Genomic DNA, 17,250 nt, shown 5'->3' on the forward strand with positions numbered 1-17,250 from the left:
ACGCGAATAATGTTTAGATTCAATGCGTCCCTTTTCGGCTATTCAGGTCAAAAAAATCTTTCAGCATCCGCACGATAACGGGCTGATCAGTATCGGTAACTACCTGTTTCTGAGTATCTACCGGAATAATATTATTCACTTCCTCGTACTGCTGAGCCGTCAGCGTTTCGTAGCCCATGTACCAGTGGCTAAATAATCGCTGGTTGATCGGCTGGCTGATTACGGCTCTGACATTCGTATGTCGCACATCGGCCTGAATGCTCTTATAGAGATCCTCAAGAGCGGGTTGAGGGCCTTCCAGCACTTGTACAATGCTTCCATTGATGTAAAGCAGTACGCCTGTGATGTTCAGGCGGGCATTTTTGACACGGCTTAATTCGACAATGTCGATGATGTCTTGCTCAGACGTTGATTCAACAGCCGAGCTAAAATAGGTGATACAATAATCCATTGGTCAGAAGACGATAGACGAGGTAATCAGATCAGTAGCTAGCCGACCCGCACCTTTCACCCATAAAATAAATAGGCTAAGCACGAATGAGCTAACTTCAACGTAATTTCTTACCGTAGCGGACTTGTCACGCGGCGAGGTCGGTCGTCGTGATCAGGGCGTTATGGGTCGGCCTGTGTAACGCTTCAGTCTGGACAACCACGACACTGCCGATTGCTCTTCCGGGAAAACGGCCGCGCTGACGGTTGGCAACGTCGAAGTCAGCCGCACCGCTTCATAATCCAGCTCGTTTTCCAACTTTCGTAGCAATTCATCACTCAGCTCGCCCTGACGGCGGTGCTCATCGACCACCATCCGCTCCGCTTCAATCAGTTCCAGCTGTACCCGAACCACCTGTTCATAGAGCCCACTCGGTGCTTCGCCCGGCAGATCGGCGCGAACACGACCGTTGAGGTGATCAATTTTCAGCTCAAAACTATTTTTAAGTTGAGCGAGGGCCGCATCGGGCAATGAGCCGATCGCGTGGTTTTCTTCCAGGTGCGCGATGGCCTTATAAGCTAGTTTCCGGCGCAGATCCCGCTCCTGTTCGTGCTCATCCGCACCGTCGCGTACACCCAGCCACCTGATAATCCGGGGGAGCGATAACCCCTGCACCACCAGCGTTACCAGAATGCCCCCGAACGTCAGAAACAGGATCAGGTCGCGGCCCGGTACGGTTTCGGGCAGGGCCAGCGCGGCGGCCAGCGATACGACGCCCCGCATGCCCGCCCATCCGATAATGGATACCTCCTGCCAGGGAGGCCGGGGTTCGCTCCGCCGGATCTTTGCGCTCAGGAGGCGCGGCAGGTACGTACCTGGAAACACCCACACTATACGACCCACGATGATGATGAGCGACAACGCCACCGCATACAACAGCGCCTGCCCCAGCCCGAGGGTGTTTAATCCGCTCAGGATATGCGGCAGTTGCAGGCCGATCAGGATGAATACCAGGCCGTTCAGCAGGAAAATGACTACATCCCAAACAGTGTAGGCCTGTACCCGCGTCTGATCCGAAAAAATCAAGTTGTCGCGCCAGGACAGAAATAGCCCGGTGGTGACCACAGCCAGCACGCCCGACAGCGCCATATGTTCGGCCAGCAGGTACACTCCGTATGGAATCAGCAGGGTAACGGCCGTATTGGTGGTCGCGTCGTGGCGTAGCGAACGGTGTACGTACTGCATCAGCCAGCCAACCACAAAACCCAGTCCTACGCTGCTTACACCCGACCAGACGAACTGCCAGCTGGCATCCACCAGCGAAAACTGCCCCGTCAGCACGGCGCCCAGCGCAAACCGGTACAAGACAAGGCTTGTGGCGTCGTTGACGAGGCTTTCACCTTCCAGAATGGTGCTCACACGCTTGGGAATGCCCAGCCCTCGCATCACGGAGGCGGCAGCAACGGCGTCGGGCGGGGCAATGATCGCGCCCAGCAAAAAGCCCTGCGCGATGGAAAAGCCCGGAATCAACGCCGCAAAAAACAAGGCGACGAGTGTCGACGTGAACAGCACCAGACCAATAGCCAACAGGCCCACCGCCCGCCAGTAGCGCTTCAGGTTGGCGTTGTTGATCGTCCAGGCGGCTCCGTAGAGCAAGGGGGGCAGAAAAACCAGAAATACAACGTCTGGCTCGAGGGCAACGGCTGGCAAACCGGGCACAAAGCCGATGCCCAACCCCACGATTACTAACAGAATAGGATACGAAATCTTGATTTTGCGGGCAACAACGGCCAGCAGCGAGGTCAGCGCCAATAAGCTGGTTATGATCTCAATGGGTTTCATGATGGACTTCGGCTATCTACAGGCAGCAGCGGTGTTGCGTTACGCCACAGATACCCAAAGCACGGCAAATTACTGCGCGATTGCTTCGCACACAGCCGTCCTCCCGTCAAACTAGTCCATTAATACTACCGACAACCTGCCGTTTGAGTAGCGATTGCGCCTGAACACCCAGCTTTTTGCTGCAACCAGACAGCTTCTCTAAGTACGCCGCGCCGGTATTAGTTAAGATGATCCTCGGCCTCGGCGATGGCCCGTTGAATGTGATGCTTCAGGTAGATGCGCTGATCATCGACATAGTACGTCACTTCATCATCAAATTCGGCGCTGAATAAGATGCCGTTTGCAAAAAAACCAACGCCAGCGTCGACATAGCGGTTGAGCCGGTTCGAAGGTCGGTCGCCGGGCTGGTCCCTGGCCAGTTCGGGCAGGCGGGCGAATACCCACTCGATCAGCGAAGTGACGTCCTGTACTTTCCCATTTACCCCCACACCTCTCGTAAAATCAACCCGGTTTCCCTGTTGGCTGGCCTTCGCCAGCACCGCATGGGCAAGGGTAATGAGCTGCGCAAACTCGGCGCGCCAGTGGCCATCGTCGACCGAATCGCGTTGGGCCACGGGCGCGTCGAACAGCATATGGAGTTGAGCCAGGTACGTTGTTAACGGATGGCGCTCATCAGGGGCAGGTGTGGGGGATTGAGGGGTCATGTGTTATTGGTGTTCAGTTGTGCCGTTCCCAACCGGCGCGAATCGTGTTGGGCGTAACGACCGGCTGAAAGATGCGTTCCGGCATATTCATCCACTGAACGATTTGAATGAGCCAATTGAAACTGATTGACAACCGTGTTTTATTCGCTTTCATGTTGGTAGTTGATTTGAACTAGGATACTGGTAATCTGAGCAAAACGGATCGACACAAGCCTTACTCGGCCAATCCTTTGATTGTGTAGATAGCTTCCTGAATAGATACCTCGATGGCCTTTCCCTCCCACTGATGCAGATCTAAGCCATCCAGATCAGTGCGGGACAATGGCATTCCGGGGGCAAACACGGGCCCTTGCTGCAACCGCAGCGGCACTCTGGTTTTGAACCCATCGCCTGTTGCCGTGAATAAATAATTGAAAATGATCGTCATGCGTCGTTCGGGAGTAACCCCGTTCTGACAAGCGTAGCGCCGAGGTTAGTGGCAAAATGACCTATTTCCGAACGATTCGGCTTGATTCAGACAGGCGAAAACGAATGAACGCCAACTGATTGCGACGGTGGATGCCCGGTGCCGTACTGATGGAACACATCTACGGGCAAAAGGATTAAACTTTATTTACGGAATTTGTAAAATTGTTTCTTAACTGCCTAACGAGTCGCACAACGGGCCAGGTACGTACCTGAACGTCCCCTTCTTGGATGCTTCAAGGCAACCCCAGACCCAGTAGGTGCTTCTATTCGCTTCTGGGTACGTTACCTGCTACTATTATCGCTACCCGGCCGGGTTGGGCTCGTTGGCAGGCAGGTACACGCTGAACGTAGCCCCCTGTTCTGGTTGGCTCTTGGCAGTAATGGCGCCACCGTGATTAACCGCTACTTTTTCGCAGATAGCCAACCCAATGCCCGTACCGACAAACTGACTCTTGCTGTGCAACCGCTGGAACACCTGAAAAATACGAGCCAGGTACTTCTCATCGAAGCCAACGCCGTTGTCAATCACGTCGATCTGATGGTATTGCCGGGCCTGACTGGCCGGTTTCACATGGCTGGGTACGTTGCTGTCGTCGATCAATGCCGACCGGATCTCGATGAGGGGCGGCACCTCGGGACGGCGGAATTTAAGCGCGTTGGAGATCAGGTTCAGCACCAACTGTTCCAGTTGCGACGGATACCCCGACACCGTTGGCAGCGGCGCAACGTGGATAGTCGCCCCGGTTTCGTCAACAACCAGTTCCAGATCGAGTAACGCCCGGCCCACAACCTGATTCAGGTCAACCGGCTCGCGGGCAGCGGGCTGAGCGGTGAGCCGCGAGTAGGCCAGCAGGTCCTGTATCAGGATGGCCATCCGGTCGCTGGCCGATGCCATTCGCAGAATAATATCGTTGGCACCTTCATCGAGCGCCGGCGCGTACTGCTCTTTCAGCAGGGTACCAAACTGTTTGATTTTGCGGAGGGGCTCCTGCAAATCGTGAGAGGCTACGTAGGCAAATTGTTGCAGGTTATCATTGGATCGAAGCAGCAGGCCGTTGGCTTCCTCCAGTTCAATGTTCAACCCGGCGTATTCCCGGTTGCTCGCTTCCAACGCTTTGTTGACAGCGGCCAGCTCTTCCGTTCGCTGCTGCACCTGTTGTTCCAGCGCCAGTTGCAGCTCACGTTCCAGCGTCACATCCTGGGCTGTCCCCGCAACCCGCACCGGTCGTCCATCCTCAAAGTAGGTTTCGCCCAATGAGTGAATAATCCGCTGTCGCCCGGTTTTCGCATGGATGGCACGATACTCAGTTTCGTATTTACCATCGGCGCCCGGCTTGACGGCATCGATAAAGGCATCGCGCACACGGAGGTGATCGTCGGGGTGGATGATGGCAAGCACGTCGGCATACGGCATCTCGTCGGCATCCAGGCCAAGCATATCGGCGTGCTTGCGGGAAAACCGGATCGTGCGCGTTTCGATCTCCATCGTCCAGGTACCGAGTTCCGCCAGTTCAACAGCATTGCGCAACGCCTTTTCCTTTTCTTCCAGTTGCTGCCGGGCCTGCACCTGCTCGGTCACCAGCAGCGCAAACACCACGATTGCGTAGGTCCTGCCCTCCGCGTTCAGCAGCGGGATATAAGCCAGATCGTAGTAGTCGTTGGTCATGACCCCATCCCGAAAAAGCATCAGTTGCGTTTCGTCGGTATGGTAGGGCCGCCCGGACGCATACACCTCATCCAATAGCGTCAGAAACGGTTTTCCGGCCTGTTTCCCCTGAACAAACTCGGGCAGGGCCTCTTTCAAGGGCTTACCCTCAATGCCAGCCCCCTTCCCCATCATGTGAATGAACGTCTGATTAGGACGCCGGATCACCATTTCGCGGCCTTCAAGCAACCCGATCGCCGCCGGTGCGTTGTTGTAAATCGCGTTGATCTGATCTTCATTGCGCTTGATGTCTGTGATGTCGCGCGCAATGGACAGGACGCTTTCGACCCGACCAGCCTCGTCCAGCTCAGGCACCAGCCGTGAGTGGTAGGCCACCACGCGCCCATCGGGCTCCGGACTACTGTTGTAATACTCCTGCAACACCTGCGTGTCCAGCACTTTTTGCAGCACGTCCATGTACGACTGCGCTACCGACGCAGGCTGGCCCATCTCGTCATGTTTCTTGCCCAGCAGAGCCGTTAGCGGCTCCCCTATTTTTTGGGCAAAAGCTTCGTTGGCAAAGGCAAGCCTGAGTTGGTCATCCCAACGGGTGATCACATCCGGCGTGTTCTCGACCAGCGAGCGAAACCGGGCCTCGCTTTCACGCAGGTCGATTTCGGACTGTTTGTTCAGGGTAATATCGGTAGCGTGTACAATAACGCCGATGACAGCGCCTTCCGGCGTTTTGTGAGGCGTGTAAACGATACTCAGCCACCGGCCACCCGGCATTCGGGTGGGCGCGTGCATTTCGTACCGTACCTGCTGACCCGCGTAGGCCCGGGTTAGGTAAGGCAACGATTTCTGGTAGGCTGCTTCCCCAAGAAATGCCCGGACGGTCTGACCAAGTGCCCCTTCGGCGTCGACCCCAAACCACTCCATGAAGACCTTATTGTAGGACTGGTAGCGCTGCTCGGCATCCAGGTAGAAAATCATGGCCGGAACCGTATCGCGCAGGAGTTGCAGGTGTGCTTCGCTCTCGGCCAGCGCCTGTTGTGCCTTAACCTGAGCCGTTACGTCGATCGCTATGTCCAGGATAGCGTATACCTCCCCCGCCGTATTTCGGACGGGCGTGTACGAAATGTTGTAGTAATTATCATTGAGCACGCCGTTCTGCCTGATTTTCACCAGCGAGGCAGGTGATATAAACGGCACACCGGAGGTGTATACATCATCCAGGATTTGTAGAAACGGCTGCCCTTCGGTGAGTAGTTCGGGCATCGCTTCCCGCAGCGGTAGTCCGGCCACACCAGGCCCCTTGCCTACGATGTCGATAAACGTCTGGTTTGGATGCTCAATGATGAGGTCGCGCCCAACAAACAGGCCGATGCCCGCCGGGGCTGCGGCAATAAGGCTACGGAGTTTATCCTCGCTCGCTTCTACCTGCTGGCGCGCCAATACCTGCTGCGTGACGTCGGTTGCCACAATCAGCACGCTCATGGTCTGTCCGTTGGTATCGCGGATCGGCTGATAGGTAAAGTTGACGTATCGGGTCTCCAGCTGACTGTGCCGCACCAACTCGACCGCCACTTCCTGCGCCATAAACGGACTACCCGTTTGGATAACACGCTGTAGCAGATCGTCGAAACCCTTGCCAACCAATTCGGGCAGGGCTGTCAGCATAGGTGCGCCGATCAATTGGTCAGGCTGGCGACCAACCAGCTCACTGTAGAACGTATTCGCCGACTGAAATACCAACTCATCTGCCGCGGTAACGGTCGCAATCGCCACCGGCGCTTCGTCGAACATCGCGAGCAAATGCCGACGGCTTTCTTCCACACCGCGTCGCGTCAGTACCTGCTGCGTCACGTCGATCACCACCACGAGTACGCCAGAAACGGTGCCAGCTTCGTCGCGCTGCGGCTGGTAGGTATAATCGACATAGATTGTTTCCAGTTGTCCATTTCGGCGTATCTCAACCGGGGCTTCTTTGCCCATAAACGGCTTACCCGTTGCCATCACCTCCTTGAGGCGCTCATCAAACCCCTGCCCGGTCAACTCAGGCATCGTCTCCAGCAGGGGCTTATTGAGCAACGCCTCGGTCGAACGGCCGGTGAGCATTGCATAGAATGCATTCACCATCGTGAAAACGAGCGCTTCCCCGGCGATTATCGCCAGTCCCACCGGCATATCGGCAAAGGAGGCCAGCAGGCGGTTCTGATGTTCGTTGATACGTTGCTGCGCCAGTACACTCTCCGTTACGTCGTTGCCCATGTTCAGCACGGCGTAGACGGCACCCGTTGCGTCAAACAGAGGGGTAAACGAATAATTGTAATAGTGGGTCTGCAAAACACCATTCTCCAGGATGTCTGCCCGCCCCCCCGTTGCATGGTATTCGACGCCCGTATCGAAGACCTCTTCCAGTTTTTCAAAATAACCTTGCCCGGCCAGTTCCGGTACGGCCTCGCGATAGGGTTTCCCAACCACTTCCGATCCTTTCTGCCAGTATCGGATCATCACCTCATTGGCCAGCTCGATGATCAGGTCTTTGCTCCGGAATAAGGCTGTTGCTACCGGCGTTTCTTCAATGAGCGAGCGGAAGCGGGCTTCACTGGCTTCCACTTTCTGGCGGGATTGCACCTGTTCCGTGATCTCGGTGCAAATCATCAGCACCCCGCAGATGCGCCCATCGTCTTCGTAGAAAGGCTCATACACAAAGTCGACGTAGGTGGGAGTCAGCACCCCATGTCGCTTCATCATGACGGTCAGCTCTTTGGCTACAAACCGTTCGCCCGTGGTGTAAACGCCCGAGAGCAACGCTTCGAAACCCTGCCCACGGGCTTCGGGCAGTGCGTCGAACAGGGGCTTATCCATGACCTGGCTACGGTCGCGGCCCCAGTAGTCCAGCACACGTTCGTTGGCCAGTGTAATCACAAACTGGGGGCCACTCAGCAGCGCCACTGCCACGGGTGCCTGCTCAACCAGTCGCTGAAACCGCCCTTCACTCAGGTTCAGCCGCCGCGACGCCAACACCTGCTGCGTTGTTTCTTCGCACGTGACCAGCACACCGGCCACCCGATCGGTTTCGTCGTAGATAGGGCTGTAGCTGAAGGTCCAGTAGACATCCTCCAACCGCCCGTTCCGATAAATAGAAACAAGCTCATTTTGCCGCCAGACGGCATCACCTCCAGCCATAACCTGATCAATCAGGGGTTTGATCGTGGGCCAGATCTCGGGCCAGCACGCCTCCCCCGCCTGCCCCAACGCCGTGGGGTGCTTCCCGTCATAGCCCAGGCTTGGGCGATAGGCATCGTTATAAAACTGAATGAGGTCTTTCCCCCACCACAGGAACATGGGAAACGTGGAGTTGAGCAGGATGCTTAGGGTGGCCCGCAGGCTTTGCGGCCAGGTATCCGGGGTGCCAAGCGTTGTCTGGGACCAATCCAAGGTGCGAGTGAGTTCACCCATCTGGCCCCCACCTCGCAGGAAGGGATAATAATTGGCAGACGATGTCAAGGAAATGTAGGCTAACGTTGGGAAATCAAAAATAGGCCCTTTTCCGGTAGTGTGAGGCCTAAATTAGATACACCTATCAATTAGCTATCATAAACCTCAGCAGGCCGTATTGACCAGCTATTTCCGTAGTTAAAATAAATCAGTTAAACCACAGGAAAACTAACCAATTGTCCAGTGACGGCATAGTCTATATGACGGCTTAAGTGATCATTTATTTACGGGAAAGTAGATACTAAAAGTAGCTCCCTGCCCAGGCTGGCTGCTTGCCGTAATGCCACCGCCGTGATTGACCACCACTTTCTCGCAAATTGCCAGGCCGATACCGGTACCCGCAAATTCGCTCTTGCCGTGCAGCCGTTGAAAGACCTGAAAAATACGATCCAGGTATTTTTCATCGAAGCCGATGCCATCATCAACCACGTCGATGCGGTGGTAGGTGGCCGTCAGGCGGTTGGGTTTTACCGTAGGAGGCAACGCGGCCATCGGCACCAGACTGGCACGCACAGTAACGTGGGGCGGTGTATCGGGCTGGTGGAATTTCAGGGCGTTGCTCAACAGGTTCTGAAATAGCTGCCCCAATTGCAGCGCATCGCCCGAAATAACCGGCAGCGGATCTACCTGTAGCTGAGCGCCGGTTTCCTGAATGGTCAGTTCCAGGGTCGATAATGCCCGGTTCACAATCTCATCCAGCGAAACCGCCGCACTGGTGTCCCGCTGGGTGGAAATGCGCGAGAAATCCAGCAAATCTTTGATTAGTTGCGACATGCGGCTGGCGGCCCCCTGCATCCGTTCCAGGTAGTCGAGCCCGTCGCTTTCAGCGCCTACGTAGCGCAGCTTCAGCAGGTTGCCGAATTGCTGGATCTTGCGAAGCGGTTCCTGCAAATCGTGGCTGGCGATGTAGGCAAACTTCTGGAGGTTATCGTTCGAGCGAACCAGCAATTCGTTGGCTTCTTCCAGTTCTTCGTTCAGGGCCGCGTATTCCTTGTTGCTGACGGCTAGCTGTTCGGATAGCCGACGATACCGTTCCTCGCTTTCTTCGATCCGCCGCCGGGCCACGACCTGCTCGGTAACCTCCGTAGCAGCCACCACCACATCCACGCTCCCATCGGAGTGCGCAATTGGCGCATACACAAAATTGATATACACAGTTTCGGGCGTTCCATTCCGCACGAATACGGCTGGCTGCTCATTTCCGCTCACGGGAACGCCCGTTCGACGTACCTGATCCAGCAGTTCCTCCAACCCCAATCCGGCAATATTCGGAAACGCCTCAAACACGGGCTCATTGAGAACGATGTCTTTCCCTTCCGGGAGCTGCCAGATCGCCTGCATCGTTGCGTTGGCCAGCTTGATTCGATAATCGGGGCCTTCCAGCAAAGCGATAGCGACAGGCGCCTGCTCGAAGATGCTCACGAGTCGCTGCTGGCTTATTTCAAGTATCTGGTTGGCGTCGGCCAGTTGCTGGGTACGTTGCCTGACCTGTTCCTTGAGCGCCAGTTGCAATTTGCGCTGGGCCGTAACATCCTGGGCCGTTCCGTCGACGCGCACCGGCTGTCCTTCCGCATTCCAGACCGTCCGACTGGTGGTATGCAGGATGCGCTTCTGCCCGCTGATCGGGTTGATGACGGCATATTCCCCCTCATAACCACCGGCAACCTCCGAGCGGAGGTCATTCGTAAAAGCCATGTAAAACTGCTCCTGATCGCTTCCGTCAATGACCGCCAGTAGAGCCGATACATCCGTTACCTGTGGTAGCCCAAACCAGTCGGCCAGGCGAGGCGACAGCGTTAGCTGGCTGGTAGCGACATCGACACTGAACGTACCCAGCTCGGCCAGATCGATGGCCGATTGCAGCGCGGCTTCACTCTCTTCGATCTTCTGCCGGGCCAGTACCTGATGCGTCACTTCGGTACAGACGCTCATAACCCCGTAGATGGCCCCGGAGGTGGTGCGGAGGGCTTCGAATGTGTAGTCATAATAACCCGTGTAGGGTTTACCGTACCGAATCAGATCGAATTTTTCTTCCGGCTGACGAAACCGTTCGCCTGTAGCCAGCACGTGCCGTAGCCGCTCCAGTTGGGGCGTCGAGCGCAGTTCGGGCAGGGCATCCATGAAGGGCAACCCAATGACCGACGCGTCCCGGCCCCATATGCTCAGCATCTGCGCGTTGGCGGTTCGAATCCGCATATCCTGCCCCACGTGTACAGCTTTGGCCACGGGGGAGTTATCAAACAGGCTACGCGCGAAAAGCTCACTTTCTTCCAGCTGTTGCCGAGCCAGCACCTGATCGGTGACGTCGACTGCCATATCCATGATCCCAAACACCTCACCCTGCGCATTCCGCAGCGGTTTGTAGGTGTAGTCGAAATAATACGTACCCAGCACGCCATCGACCACCAGTTCGGCCCGTGCGCCTCTGTCTTCGTATGCTTCACCGGTGGTAAAAACGTGGTCCAGGATGGCTAAAAAGGGTTGTCCTTTCAATTCCGGAACGGCTTCCTCAAGGGGGCGCCCAAATACCGTTGCGTCTTTTCCCCAGAACCCGATCATCTGGCTATTCGCCACTTCGATACGTAACTCCCGCCCCACAAAAAGGCAGGTGGCCACCGGTGCTTCTTCCACCAGTGAACGAAACCGGGCTTCGCTCTCTTCGAGGAGTCGACGCGCTTCAACCTGCGCCGTTACTTCCTGACCGACACCCGCAAACCGAAACAATTCTCCGGCGGCATTGAAGGAACTCTGCCCCCAGAAACGTACCCAGCGCACCTTTCCACCATCAGCGCCGACGGTCCGATAGCTTTGGTTGAACCGGCCGCCCGACTCAGGCGTCATGGCCCACTGAATGGCTATCGTCACCCGGTCACGATCGTCCGGGTGAATGTACTGGATGGCTTCGTCAAATGGGATAACCTCGTGGTGTTGGAGTCCCGCCAGTGCCTGGCAGCGGGCGTCCCAGACAACCTGGTTGGTGCTGGGATTTATTTCCCAGATGCCCAACCCGGCTGCCTCCAGGACAAAATCAATATCGAGTCGCTCGGTAAGGTGCTTGCTATAGTCGAAAGACGGTTGGTTGCCGGTCATGAATACCAAAAGTGATCCGTAAAAAGTGTATCAGCCGGCGGGTCAACCATCCTGACTGGCTTCGTCGACATGCCTGTATGCGCCCACCGCCTAGTCGAAATCAGCCTGAAAGCCTCCGCAGTGGGAAGGCCGACAGCAGGCCCTGCTTAGCCCTATCGGCATCGAGCTGGAGCCAACGCGAGCACAATTACATACATCTACGTTAAACTGACTGAAAATTAAAAACAAATGTTTACCCGTAAGCGCAATAAAGCCTACAATTCTTGCTTACGCTACTGTATACACGTCATCGTAGTTAAACAGGCAACATAATTGTCAGTTCAGTATAAACGCCCTCTTCACTGGCTACCGTCAGGGTTCCGCCGTGGCCCTTGGTAATGATGTCGTAGCTAAGCGACAGGCCTAGCCCCGTCCCCTGCCCGGTGGGTTTGGTTGTAAAAAAGGGCTGAAACACCTTCGGCTGATTGGCCGCCGAAATGCCCATACCGTTGTCGCGAACCCTGACCTGCACCTGTTGTCCCACCTGTTTGGTCCGCACCGTTACATTAGGCTGATAGTCGGTCGGGGCTTTTTTCTGGCGTTGCTGCACTGCGTAAAAAGCATTGTTAAACAGGTTCAGCAATACCCGGCCAAGTTCCTGCGGCACCCCGCTCACCAGACATAGCCCCGGTTGCAGATCGGTGGTCAGTTGCACCGTCAGCGCTTCGTCGGTGGCGCGGAACCCATGATACGACAACTTCAGGTATTCGCTGATTAGCGCGTTCAGGTCGACCCGTTGTTTTTCGCCGCCGGTAGGGCGCGCATGATCGAGCATGCCCCGGATGATGGTCGCCGCCCGGCTGCCGTGCTGATTGATCTTTTGCAGGTTCTGCTGTACATCGGCGAGGAGTTCGCTTTCCAGTTCCTCATCCCGGTTGGGTTGCTGCCGACTGTCAATCAGTTCGCTGACCAGTTCACTGCTGACTTCGGAGAAGTTATTGACAAAATTCAACGGATTCTGAATCTCGTGGGCAATGCCCGCCGTCAGTTCGCCCAGCGAGGCCATCTTTTCGGCGTGGATGAGCTGCGCCTGCGCCGTTTTCAGGTCGGTGAGCGTTTTCTGGAGGGTTTCTTTCTGCTCATTCAACTGCTGATTGGCCCGTTGCTTTGCCCGGTTGTTGCGCACCATCACCGCTCCAAACGCCAGCAACAGCGCCACGCAGCCCACCAGCGCCAATACAAAGAGTTGTTGTTGCTGCGCTTCCTGATCGCGCAATTGCCGGTCTTTGGTCAGCAACTGAATCTGCGTTTCTTTTTTCTGAAGATTTTGCTGGTAGCGCAGCGAGGCGATTCGCCGGTTGGTAGCCTCGGCCGCCAGGCTGTCTTTATAGGCGGTGTATTGCAGGTAATACTGATAGGCCCGCACGTAATCGCCCTCCCGGGCGTAGGCGTTGCTCAGATTCCGGCTCGAATCGCGCAGTTGCTTGCGGGTGCTTAACTGACGGGCCACCTGCGGGCTCGTCACGCGCGATCGGATCAAGCTGTCGATCAGTTGCTCCATAAAATCGGAGCGATAATGGCCATTTCGGCCACGTATAGAGCTCGCCGGAGGCAGTGGCGGGATGGTCAGGTAATCGAGTTCGTTAGGGCGTGGCGCGCGGCGCGGAACGGCGTTTTGCCAAGGAGCCAGGGCTGCTTCGGCCGATAGCCGGGCCGCCTCGGCAATTTGCTCGACGGGCTTACTGTTGCTCAGCGCCTTACCCAGCGCGCTCAGAATGCCGCCGAAACGCGTGGCCAGTTCGGGATTGGTTCGACCGTGACGACCCTGAAGGCGCGCCACCCGGCCCATTGCCCAGCTCGCCTCTCTGAAACTGCTGATTTGTGGCGCCAGCCGTTCGGCCTGCTGCAATAGCTCCTGAGCCGCTTCGGGCTGTTGCGGCGCCCGTTGCAGGGCCAGTTGGCAGAGCGCCACCACTTCGCCAGGTACGTAGGCCAGCTGACGGCTAACAGCCAGCAGCGAATCGGCCTGCTCAACCGTGCGGACTGGTTGGCTCAACGCCATTTTCAGTTGGCTGACGTCGGCTGTCGACGTAGCCGACGGACCCGCCGGACTGTCGTTCTGCGCCTGCACGGTTCCGCCAACGATGCCCGTCAATAACCATAGGCAGCATGAGCCTACCCAGCCCCTCAGGCAGGTCTTTATGGCATTGCTGAATAGGTCGACGCGCCATCCAGCCGGACCGTAGGGAAAGAAGCAGGCAGCCGTTGTATGCATAGCGAATTGGGTACGAATCAGTTACGGGATTTAGGTACGTCGTGACTTACGAATATAGCCATAACTCGGCTTGCCGACGACGTACCCCGTTACCTGCTAAAGAAGAAAGGCTCCTGCGCAGGTTGCACAGGAGCCTTTCTTCTTTAGCTTTCTTAACAGACAGCCCACCCTGGCTAGGCCAGTTCCAGCGTCCGGGTGGGTTTGGCTTTCGTCGACCGGTAAAAGAGCCGGTAGATGATCGGGAACAGCAGCAGCGTGAGCACCGTTGCCGTTACCAGCCCGCCAATCACGACAATAGCCAGTGGCTTTTGCGTCTCCGAACCGATGCCCGTCGACACCGCGGCGGGCAACAGACCAATCGCCGCCATCAGCGCCGTCATGATCACGGGCCGGATACGCGACTGCACCCCCTCCCGAATGGCCTGATCGAGCGGCATCCGGTTTTTACGGTTGTTGTTGAAGACCGTAATCAGGATCACGCCGTTCTGCACGCAGATCCCGAACAGAGCAATGAAGCCCACCCCGGCCGAAATTCCGAAGTTCATGCCGGTAATGTGCAGCGCCAGAATGCCCCCGATGAGCGCGAAGGGCACGTTCAGCAGCACCAGCCCGGCGTCTTTGGCCTTGCCAAACAGCACGAACAGGATGATGAAGATCGCGGCGATACTGATGGGCACTACCTGCCCGAGCCGTCCGGTGGCACGTACCTGATTCTCAAACTCACCCACCCATTCCACCGAATAGTTTTTGTCGGGTTGCAGCTTCTCACGTACCCGCCGCTGCGCCTCGGCAATGGTGCTGCCCAGATCGCGGCCCCGCACCGAAAACTTCACGCCGATGAACCGCTTGTTCAGATCGCGGTAGATAAACGCCGGACCGGTCACCTGTTTGATAGTAGCGATCTCTTTAAGCGGAATTTTGCCACCCCGCATGGTGGGCACCATCAGCCGCATAATGTCGTCGCTGCTTTGCCGGTATTCGGGCTGGAAACGTACCCGGATGTCGAACTTCCGTTCGCCCTCATACAGCACCGACGCCGTTTTACCGCCAATGGCCATCTCGATCACCGCCTGCGCGTCGGTAGTCGAAACGCCGTAGAGCGCCATTTTATGGTCGTGAAACTGCACGCTGATCTCGGGTTGACCCACATTGCGGATAATGCCCAGATCCTTGATCCCTTCCACATCCTTTACGGCCTCCAGCGCCTGGGCGGCGTACTTTTCGAGCTCATACACATCCGGCCCGAAAATCTTGATGCCGTTGCTCGCTTTGTAACCTGCCACCGCCTCGGCCACGTTGTCGATGATCGGCTGCGAATAGTTATAGAGAATGCCCGCGTAATTTTTCAGTTTGGCGTCCATCTCGTCGGTCAGTTGCTCGGTCGAAAGCCGATGACCATTGTGGCGTTTGTTCCATTCGCTTTGCGGCTTCAGATCCACCTGAAACTGGCAGAAGTAAAACCCGTTGGGGTCGGTGCCGTCGTTGGAGCGCCCCACCTGCGACAGCACCTGCCGCACTTCGGGGAAGGTTTTCAGCTCTTTCCGAATCGTTTTCGCCATATCGACGCTCTCGGGCAGCGACATACTCATGGGCAGCTCGGCGGTGACCCAGAGCGCGCCTTCGTTCAGTTGCGGCAAGAACTCAGTGCCCAGCAACGTGGCCGACCCAAACGTGGCGCCCATAAAGGCAATGCCCGCGATGAGGCTAAGGCGGCGGTTGCGATAGCAGGCATCGAAGCCCCGCATCACCACCCGGTCGAAGAAATTGACGATCGGGTTATTTTTCTCGCGCACGTTTTTCCGCAGCAGAATCGAGCACAGCACCGGCACCAGCGTCAGCGTGAAGAGCAGGGCCCCTAACAAGGCAAAACCGAGTGTCCAGGCCAGGGGCGAGAACATTTTGCCTTCGACTTTTTCGAACGAAAAAATGGGCAGTAGGGCCGTGATGATGATCAGTTTGGAGAAAAAGACAGCCTTGCCCAGTTCGCCACCCGTTTGCCGGATCAGCCCGAGTTTGGCCAGCCGGTTGTAGCGCTCCATGCCTAATTTATGCGCCTTGTGGTCGAGCGAGACAAAGATCCCCTCCACCATCACCACAGCCCCGTCGATGATGATCCCGAAGTCGACGGCTCCCATCGACAGCAGGTTGGCCGACATGCCCCGTAGTCGCAGGCAGATAAACGCAAAGAGCAGCGCCAGCGGAATAATCAGGCTCACAATCAGCGTAGTACGCCAGTCGGCCATGAACAGAAAGACGATCACCGTCACGAGCACGATGCCTTCGGTCAGGTTGTGCAGCACGGTAGCGGTACAGAATTCGATGAGGTTATCCCGGTCATAGAACGTCACGAGCTTCACGTCTGACGGCAAAATGCGGGTGTTCAGCTCCTCGATCTTGGCCTTAACCCGACCCAGAATTTCGCTCGGATTCTCACCTTTGCGCATCACCACAATCCCTTCCACCACGTCGTCGTTGGCGTCGAGCCCGGCCTGCCCAACCCTGGGCAGATTCGACTCGGCCACTTCGGCCACGTTCCGGACGAGCACCGGGTTACCGTTCGCTTCGTCAATGATGATGTTGCCAATGTCCTGAATGGACGTGAGCAACCCGATCCCCCGCACCACGTAGGCCTGCCCGTTGCGCTCGATTACGTCGCCACCGACGTTGATGTTGCTGCGCGTAACAGCCTGATACACTTCCAGGGGCGTAATGTCGTACTTGGTCAATTGCGTGGGGTTGACGCGTAGCTCGAAAATCTTGTCGCGCCCGCCAAAAGCCACCACGTCGGCCACGCCCGGCACGCTCCGCAGCTGCCGGTCGACTACCCAGTTCTGGAGCGTCAGCAGTTCGCGGCTGTCGCGGTCTTTGCTGTCGAGGGTGTAACGAAAAATCTCGCCGGTTGGGCCGTAGGGGGGCTGAATATCCGGCTCGACGCCGTCGGGCAGCGACACATTTCGCAGCAGGTTATTGACCTGTTGTCGGGCGAAAAAATCCTCGACACCATCGTCGAAGATGATTTTCATGACCGATAGCCCGAACATGGTGGTCGACCGCACGTTGCTTTTGCGCTGCACCGAGTTCATCGCCACTTCGATAGGCACCGTCACGAACCGCTCGACCTCTTCGGCCGAGCGCCCCGGCCACTCCGTCACCACGATAATCTGCGTGTTGGTCACGTCGGGGAAGGCTTCGAGCGGCGTGTTGAGGTAACTGACTACCCCCGCCACCACCAGCAGGGCCGTCATAAAAAAGACGAAGAATCGGTTTTTCAGCGAAAAACCGACGACACGCTGTATGAATTTCGACATGCTGG

9 protein-coding genes are annotated in these 17,250 nt (G+C 56.7%); all 9 read right to left on the reverse strand.

Annotated features, from left to right (window positions below):
• Window positions 1-19: 19 nt before the first annotated feature.
• The 9 genes from ACAW74_RS00975 to ACAW74_RS01015 all read right to left on the reverse strand — a co-directional run bounded on the left by ACAW74_RS00975 (window position 20) and on the right by ACAW74_RS01015 (window position 17,245).
• Entirely contained in the window at window positions 20-451 is a 432-nt protein-coding gene (locus ACAW74_RS00975) for a BLUF domain-containing protein (protein WP_370696314.1), read from the reverse strand.
• Window positions 452-604: 153 nt separating this feature from the next.
• A complete protein-coding gene (locus ACAW74_RS00980; RefSeq protein ID WP_370696315.1) occupies window positions 605-2,272 on the reverse strand; it encodes a Na+/H+ antiporter in 1,668 nt (555 codons plus the stop codon).
• 218 nt (window positions 2,273-2,490) lie between these two features.
• The gene (locus ACAW74_RS00985; RefSeq protein WP_370696316.1) at window positions 2,491-2,976 is read right to left on the reverse strand and encodes a hypothetical protein; all 486 of its coding nucleotides are present in this window, start codon (window positions 2,974-2,976) and stop codon (window positions 2,491-2,493) included.
• Between the two features lie 13 nt (window positions 2,977-2,989).
• The gene (locus ACAW74_RS00990) at window positions 2,990-3,130 is read right to left on the reverse strand and encodes a hypothetical protein (protein ID WP_370696317.1); all 141 of its coding nucleotides are present in this window, start codon (window positions 3,128-3,130) and stop codon (window positions 2,990-2,992) included.
• A 60-nt stretch (window positions 3,131-3,190) separates the two neighbouring features.
• The gene (locus ACAW74_RS00995; protein ID WP_370696318.1) at window positions 3,191-3,403 is read right to left on the reverse strand and encodes a hypothetical protein; all 213 of its coding nucleotides are present in this window, start codon (window positions 3,401-3,403) and stop codon (window positions 3,191-3,193) included.
• A 342-nt stretch (window positions 3,404-3,745) separates the two neighbouring features.
• Window positions 3,746-8,602, reverse strand: coding sequence for a PAS domain-containing protein (locus ACAW74_RS01000; protein ID WP_370696319.1), 4,857 nt, complete (start codon window positions 8,600-8,602; stop codon window positions 3,746-3,748).
• Between the two features lie 207 nt (window positions 8,603-8,809).
• Window positions 8,810-11,683 (reverse strand): PAS domain-containing protein, encoded by a 2,874-nt coding sequence (locus ACAW74_RS01005; protein WP_370696320.1) that lies wholly within the window; start codon window positions 11,681-11,683, stop codon window positions 8,810-8,812.
• A gap of 295 nt (window positions 11,684-11,978) precedes the next feature.
• The gene (locus ACAW74_RS01010; protein WP_370696321.1) at window positions 11,979-13,937 is read right to left on the reverse strand and encodes a sensor histidine kinase; all 1,959 of its coding nucleotides are present in this window, start codon (window positions 13,935-13,937) and stop codon (window positions 11,979-11,981) included.
• Between the two features lie 173 nt (window positions 13,938-14,110).
• The gene (locus ACAW74_RS01015; RefSeq protein ID WP_370696322.1) at window positions 14,111-17,245 is read right to left on the reverse strand and encodes an efflux RND transporter permease subunit; all 3,135 of its coding nucleotides are present in this window, start codon (window positions 17,243-17,245) and stop codon (window positions 14,111-14,113) included.
• Window positions 17,246-17,250 lie beyond the last annotated feature (5 nt).

Source organism: Fibrella musci, assembly GCF_041321105.1.
Taxonomy (GTDB): Bacteria; Bacteroidota; Bacteroidia; order Cytophagales; family Spirosomataceae; genus Fibrella; species Fibrella musci.